Below are 6,594 nucleotides of genomic sequence, written 5' to 3'. Positions count from 1 at the left end.
ATCACCCACGTGTTACTCACCCGTTCGCCACTAATCCACCAGCAAGCTGGCTTCATCGTTCGACTTGCATGTGTTAAGCACGCCGCCAGCGTTCGTCCTGAGCCAGGATCAAACTCTCCATGAAAACTCACCAAAAAACACCGAAGTGCCTTTCAATAAAATATGTCCTGAAGAGATTTCACAATCCCAACCAAACAAAAACTGACACCACCACAGGACTCAAAACCTGCGATGGGATCAAAAACAAAACTAACTAATGCCGGCACCACAACCATCACCAACCAAACCCCCCACAAAGGAAGGTTCCGTCACCGTGACAGAAGCAGCACCTAAATGGCACTAACAATCCATCGACACACTATCGAGTTCTCAAAGAACACACCCCCACCGACTTCGACACCGTCACCCAGCGCCATCCCGATAAGGATATTTATTTTCAGCAGATGCTGTCTCCGTCTCGGAGGCAACTCTACCAGCCTACCTGGTCTGTGTCCCCGGCGCAACTCCCCGTTGTGAGGCGGTTCGTGACGTTCCGGGATCGTTCGATCTCAGGCCACCCACGACAGTACGCTCCACAGTGAAGTGGATTCATTTCCATCCTGGGCGGTCAACGTTGTTCCTTCAGGAAAACATCCCGTCGGTGTTCTTGGCTACCCGGACTCTCGCTCTCCGGCGCCTCACTCGCTGACTTGAAGAAAGTTACGGGAGACGCGTCCGCGGCGTCAAATCGCCTGGACGACAGTGCCCTTCGTGCGAGTTTTCGCAGGTCAGCCACGAGCGGCTGTGCCGATTCGGCCACCTGGAGTGTCCAACACATGAATTCCCGGGACTGTGATGCCTGACACCGGCGTCTTGTCAGCGCGTCTCGTTGACAACTGCGCCCCGGCCGCCCAGGGCTCCGACAGTCAGGCGAAGGCACCAGAACTCACCTTGTGGACAGTCACGGCAACCCTTTGGACAGTTACCGGGCGCGCGGCGTCGTCGTAGCGTCAGAGAATGTCGACCCCCACCCTGCTCCGGCGGCGATACGATTCGAAGTCCGTTGTCGTGCAGCATAGTTCGATTCCGCCCGGATATCGTCGCAGCGGTCTACTGGCCTGGGCCCATGACGAGACCGGCACGCTCGACATCCGCCATGCCCTGACCACCGACGCCATCTCGGACGCGTTGATGATCGATGAACTCGTGCAGTTGGTGAACACAGGGGTGCTCTCGGGTCAACAACAGTTCGAGGACGCTGCGATCGGCTTGATCCTCACCTGCGGCGACAGCCCTGATTCCTGTTGGCAGGCGTTCTACAGGAACTCACTCGCGGAACTCGAGTCCGGCCGTTCGCCCTTCGCCCCGATCCACCGGCGCGCGCTGTCTCTGTTGCGGGGACCGCGTGTCTTGGAGGTGGGCAGCTGCTTCGGCTTCTTCGCGTTGCGCGCAGCCGCAGCGGGCTTCGACGTCTCGGCCTGCGACATCTCACCTGGCGCAGTCACCCTGCTGGGAACGGCAGCCGGCCACATGGACCTGGCCGTCCACACGCGGGTCGGCAACGCCGTCGAGTTGCCCTATCCCAATGACTCCGCCGATACCGTCACCCTCATCCACCTTCTCGAACACCTACCTGACCAGGTGGACATCGCCATCAACGAAGCGCTGCGGGTGGCGCGCCGGCGGGTGGTGATCGCGGTTCCTTTCGAAGAAGTACCCAGCCCCCACTTCGGCCATCACCAGCAACTCACCTCGGAAACCTTGGTCACCTGGGCTGCGCACGCGGACCACCGCGGCGCGCGGATCTTCACCGATCACGGAGGCTGGCTGGTCTTGCAGCCACCGGGCGTCTAGATCAAACCCCGCTTGCTCGCCGAATACACCGCCTCGGTCCGCTTGCTGACCCCGAGTTTTCGGATGATGTTGCGGATATGGAACTTCACCGTCGACGGTGAGATGAACAGGGTCTCGCCGATCTTCTTGTTGGACAACCCGTCTGCCATCAATTGCAGCACTTGCCGTTCCCGATCGGTCAACGTTTCCGAACTACCCTGACCGGTGACGGCACGCAGCACCACCGCTGCACTACGCGGGTCGAAAGCACTGTCACCTCGGGACACCGATTTGATGGCGCGGACGAGTTCCGTGGTGTCGATGTCCTTCACCACGTACCCCTTGGCACCACTGCGGACGGCCCGGACCACCAACTCGTCGTCCAGGAATGTGGTGAGCACCAGCGTAGCCACCGATGGGTGGCGCTTGGACAGTTCACTGATCAGACGAAGCCCCTCGTAGTCGGCGCCCGCCGTCAGTTTGAGGTCCACGACCATGACGTCCGGCGAACAGCGCGCCACACCGTCGAGGGCTTCATCCACCGTGTTGGCCTCCCCCACCACCGAGATGCTGCTCTCCCGTTCGAGCAGCGAACGCATCCCTTCACGCAGCAGGGCGTGATCATCCACCAGCATCGTGCGGATCGGTCGGGTCCGTTCGCCGCGTTCGCGATCGATGACGTCCATCAGTTGTCCACCTTCTGTGTTGTCGGGATCTCGACCACCACGCGAACACCACCGAGACGGGAGCGCCGGATTCGTAGATCGCCGCCGAGTTCTATTGCTCGCGAACGCATGTTGGCCAACCCGTGATGCCGTCCGGAAAGATCACCAACCGTTGCGGTCCGCATCACCCGCCGCATGTGGTCGGGTTCGCCGCATCCGTCGTCGTCAACAGTCAACCGCACGTGAGACTCGGCGTAGGTCAGGACGACTTTGGCGGTCGTGGCCTGCGCGTGGATCGCGGTGTTGAACAGCGCTTCGCCCGCGATCCGCAGGATCGCGTGCTGGATCTCGTGTGACAGGTCCCGCTGCCTGCCCACGACTTTGACGTCCGTTCGCAGATCGGCAGGCATGTGCATGGAGCAGAGCTCGTCGAGGATCGCCGCCAGGTCTCCCTGGCCGGCGGAGGGCGCATGATTGAGGGTGTAGATCACCGAACGCACCTGCTCCACTGCGTCTTTGGTCAACCTTCCCGCCACCGCCAGCCGATCGGCGTGAACGGGATCAGCATCGATTCTGCAGACCTCGATCTGCACCCCGGCCGACAGCACGGACTGTGCGACCGAGTCATGGAGTTCCCTGGCGATCCTGGAACGTTCGGTGTTGAGAACCTCTTGGCGCATGGCCGCGGACAACTCACGTTGGGTGCGTTCGAGCTCGGTGTTTCGCTCTGCCAGATGCGCGGCGTGCAGTCGGCTCTCGTCGTAGGCCTGTTCGGCCCGATTCAACAGGTGCCGACTCTCTTCGAACAGTGCAGCGTTCAGTAGTGCCACCGTCGCCTGCCCGGCCAGGATTCGCAGCACCACCACATCGGACGGGTCGACGGTGTGAGTCGGTGGCATCCAGGCCGAGAGTCCGCCGACCACCTCCCCGTTCAGTTCGACCGGGACGTGTACATGGTGGTCGTCGATGACGGGCCTACCCAGCCTGACCACCTGACCACGCAGGATGTCGTTGAGCCGATTCAGGACATCATCGGGCAGGTTGATCGGTTCAGCGGCCGACTCGACCCCTTCGAAGGCGTAGACCACACCGCCCGAGTCCATCATCAGGTGACGCGGACCTGTGCGCTCGAGTCTGCCGTCGCTGAGGGCGAACAAGACCCAATCCGCACCCAGGTGTTCACGGGCGGCGTCGAGGACCGCGATCACCAGGGTTTCCGGTCCCTCAGCGGTTCGAACCAGCGCCCGTGAGATCCGCTCCAGAGCGCCGACCACCCGGGTCAACCGCTGCTCGACGCCCCGGAACTGCGCGTAGTGGGTGCCCTTCACCGAACGCAGGCCGACCAGCGATTCCAGATCGCCGGAGGTATCCGGGCGGGGCGTCACAGCGCTTCCAGATACATTCCCGCAACGGTGTCCCGGTCGGGCCGGCGCGGGTTGGTGGTCATACACGAATCGGCAAGCGCGTACTCGGACAGCGTCTCGATGTCTGCCTTCTCCACACCGAGCGGAGTCAGTGTCTCGGGCATCCCGATCCGGCCCGCGAACTTCGCAACCTGATCTGCCAGACGTTCCGCCACATCCATGGACGAACCGTCGGTGGATATCCCGACGGCTGCGGCCAGATCGACGAATCCATCAGCACAGACATGCGCGTTGTAGCGGATGACATGGGGAAGCAGTACCGAATTGATGGCTCCGTGCGGTGCGTCGCAGTGTCCGCCGACAGGGTGACTCATGGCGTGCGCCGCCCCCAAGATCGCATTCGTGAAGGCCATCCCGGCCTCGAGCGAGGCGTGCGCCATCGCCACCGAGGCCACCGGGTCCGACGGATTGTCCACGAGGCGCTCCAGATTGCGCCACGTCGTTGAAATCGACTGCAGGGCAAACGTGTCCGTCAAGCGGCTATGCGCAATCGAAACGTACGCCTCTATACAGTGGGTCAACACATCCATGCCACACTGCGCGGTGACCTCGGGTGGAACGGTCGCCAGCACCCGAGGATCGACAACGGTCACATCCGGCACCAGGCCACGGCCGATGATCGTGATCTTCGTACCCCGGGCCGGGTCGTTCACGATGCAGAACTGCGAGACATCCGAACCACTGCCCGCGGTGGTCGGAATCGCAACCACGGGCGGAAGAGGCCGTGTCGCGCGGTCAATACCCTCGTATTCGAGGATGTGCCCGCCGTTCGAGGCGAGGATGGCGACCCCCTTGGCGGCGTCGATCACCGAGCCGCCACCGAGCGCGATGATCCCATCGCAGGCGAAGCGCTCGTACCTCTCGAACGCGGCAGTGATCTCACTGACCCGCGGGTTCGGCGAGACGCCGGTGAATCGCTCAGCGCGTAGGCCCACCGACCCGATCTTCGTCGTGAGCTCGTCGTACCAGGTGGTGACGCCCACTCGCATATCGGAGACCAGCAGTGGTCGGCGCATGCCCAGGCGCGACGCAGCGAGAGCGGCTTCGGCGAGCGCGCCCTCTCCGATGATCATTTCCGGCGCATGGAACTTCACCACCCGGGGCGAAGGCGTGTTGCGCATCATCTGTCCATTCCTACTCCGATGTACAGCACGCAACCGCGGGTTGGGAAGGTTCCGCCGCAGCACTCATGACAGCGCCGTACCGATCTCGTCGGCCCGCTCGATCAACTCTGCCGCGTCACGTGCCGACACGACCGTGTCGCAATGCTGTGAATAGTCGGTCATGTCGCACCCTGCCTGGTTCCAGTACCGGCTCGGTTCAGGGGTGATCCAGGCGAGCCGATGGACCCGGCGTCTGAGTTCGCGAAGCAATTCCGGGCGGCCCGCAAAGCCGTTGCTGCGGGCATCACCCACGATGAGCACGCTGGTCCGTCGATCGAGCAGTCCTCCGTGGAGTGACAGCATCCGTTCGAGGACGAGTCCGTAATCGCTGGTCGCGGACAGGTCCAATCCGGGCGCCGACAACACTCGGGCCAGCGCGTCGTCACCGTCGCCAACCAACAACGGCGTCGTCACGTCGACCGGATCGTCCACGAACGCAAATACCGTGCAGCGGTCAGCGATGTCGTGTAGCGCCTGTGCCATCCGCAGGATGAAACCCGCGACCGGCCGCACCGAGAGGGACACATCGGCGACGATGACCAAACGTATCCGGCCGGGAACGCGGGTACGCCTGAACAGACGGACCGGGTCGCCATCTGTCTTCAGAGCGGCTCGCAGCGTGGGCCGAATCGCGAGCCTGCCGCCATTCTGTGGTCGCGCTCGCGTCCGAGGAGCGCCTCGCATCCGGCGGACGATGCGATGGCACGCCTGGTCGAGATCGGCTCGCGTCACCGTTCCCACCTCTCCGGCGGGTGTCACCGGAGAGGCGGTCGGCAACGGAGGGGTCAGCGCGTCGACAAAAGCCTCGATGGCCGCAATGAGGTGGTCCAACTGCGCGGCGGTGAGGTCTTCGTCTCCCGCGGTGCTGTATGCCCGGCGCGCGTCGTATCCGTCGAGGCCGGCCAGGACTGCTGCGGCGTCGGTCAGTGTGAGAACTCCGGAGCGCACACGCATCGGAGACGACGCCATCTCCCCCACTGCCGCCGCACCAGCGTTGTCGACCTCGATCGTGTAGGTGATGCCCCCCGACACCGAGTCCGAGTCAGGATCCACCGCAAGCGATTCCGCGCCGGCCGAGACGGTGAAGTCGTTCTCCTCGCGGTGGGCGGAGTCACCGTGGCGTTCGGCGCCGTCGGGATCGGTCTCCACGAGATCACCGATCTCGTCGGTGTGCTCGTCCGCCCCGATCATCCGGGACGCGCCTTCGAACTCGTCGTCCCACGCGAAGTGCTCCGGCAGACCGCCGGCCGTGCCACGGGCCTTGGGCAGCGCATCATCGCCGCCTGCAGCCGCCGGACCGTCGACGAACAGTGCCTGGAACACGACAGCGAAGGCGTCGACCTCGTGGTCGTATTTGACCATCACCGACTGCAGCGCCGGCCGCAGCGTCTCGATGTCCCCACCAAAGAGCGCCAGGACCCGTCGGGCCTCAATCGTCTCCGCAGGCGACACCCGGACGCCACGCCGGCGCAGCATGCGGCTCAGGACGCCGGCCACGACATCGAGGACGGGGTCTCGGGTGATGACCAT

The 6,594-nt window shown here is 63.5% G+C and carries 5 protein-coding genes and 1 rRNA gene; 1 reads left to right on the top strand and 5 read right to left on the bottom strand.

Translation table 11 applies throughout. The annotated features are described in order from the left end of the window. Positions 1 to 124: ribosomal RNA gene (locus J3S28_RS27080) — 16S ribosomal RNA — on the bottom strand; the annotation flags it as partial. Positions 125 to 996: 872 nt separating this feature from the next. Here J3S28_RS27080 and mftM point away from each other — a divergent pair. Then, entirely contained in the window at positions 997 to 1,833 is an 837-nt protein-coding gene (gene mftM, locus J3S28_RS27075) for a mycofactocin oligosaccharide methyltransferase MftM (protein ID WP_207844217.1), read from the top strand. Here the strand turns inward: mftM and J3S28_RS27070 are convergent. The 4 genes from J3S28_RS27070 to madC all read right to left on the bottom strand — a co-directional run bounded on the left by J3S28_RS27070 (position 1,830) and on the right by madC (position 6,594). Continuing rightward, a complete protein-coding gene (locus tag J3S28_RS27070) occupies positions 1,830 to 2,498 on the bottom strand; it encodes a MadR family response regulator transcription factor (RefSeq protein ID WP_207844215.1) in 669 nt (222 codons plus the stop codon). The two genes, mftM and J3S28_RS27070, sit on opposite strands and share 4 nt — an antisense overlap. Continuing rightward, on the bottom strand, positions 2,498 to 3,862 hold the full coding sequence (locus tag J3S28_RS27065; protein ID WP_307797457.1) for a MadS family sensor histidine kinase: 1,365 nt from the start codon (positions 3,860 to 3,862) through the stop codon (positions 2,498 to 2,500). The genes J3S28_RS27070 and J3S28_RS27065 overlap by 1 nt, the downstream gene beginning before the upstream one ends. Next, a complete protein-coding gene (locus tag J3S28_RS27060; protein ID WP_237342176.1) occupies positions 3,859 to 5,022 on the bottom strand; it encodes an iron-containing alcohol dehydrogenase in 1,164 nt (387 codons plus the stop codon). Before J3S28_RS27060 ends, J3S28_RS27065 begins: the two co-directional genes overlap by 4 nt. Before the next feature lie 66 nt (positions 5,023 to 5,088). After that, positions 5,089 to 6,594 (bottom strand): MadC family VWA domain-containing protein, encoded by a 1,506-nt coding sequence (gene madC / locus J3S28_RS27055; RefSeq protein WP_207844211.1) that lies wholly within the window; start codon positions 6,592 to 6,594, stop codon positions 5,089 to 5,091.

The sequence above is a fragment of the Williamsia soli genome (genome assembly GCF_017377795.1).
Classification (GTDB): Bacteria; Actinomycetota; Actinomycetes; order Mycobacteriales; family Mycobacteriaceae; genus Williamsia; species Williamsia soli.
The sequence above is the reverse complement of the archived record's forward strand: the minus strand, read 5'-3'. Positions and strand labels throughout refer to the sequence as shown.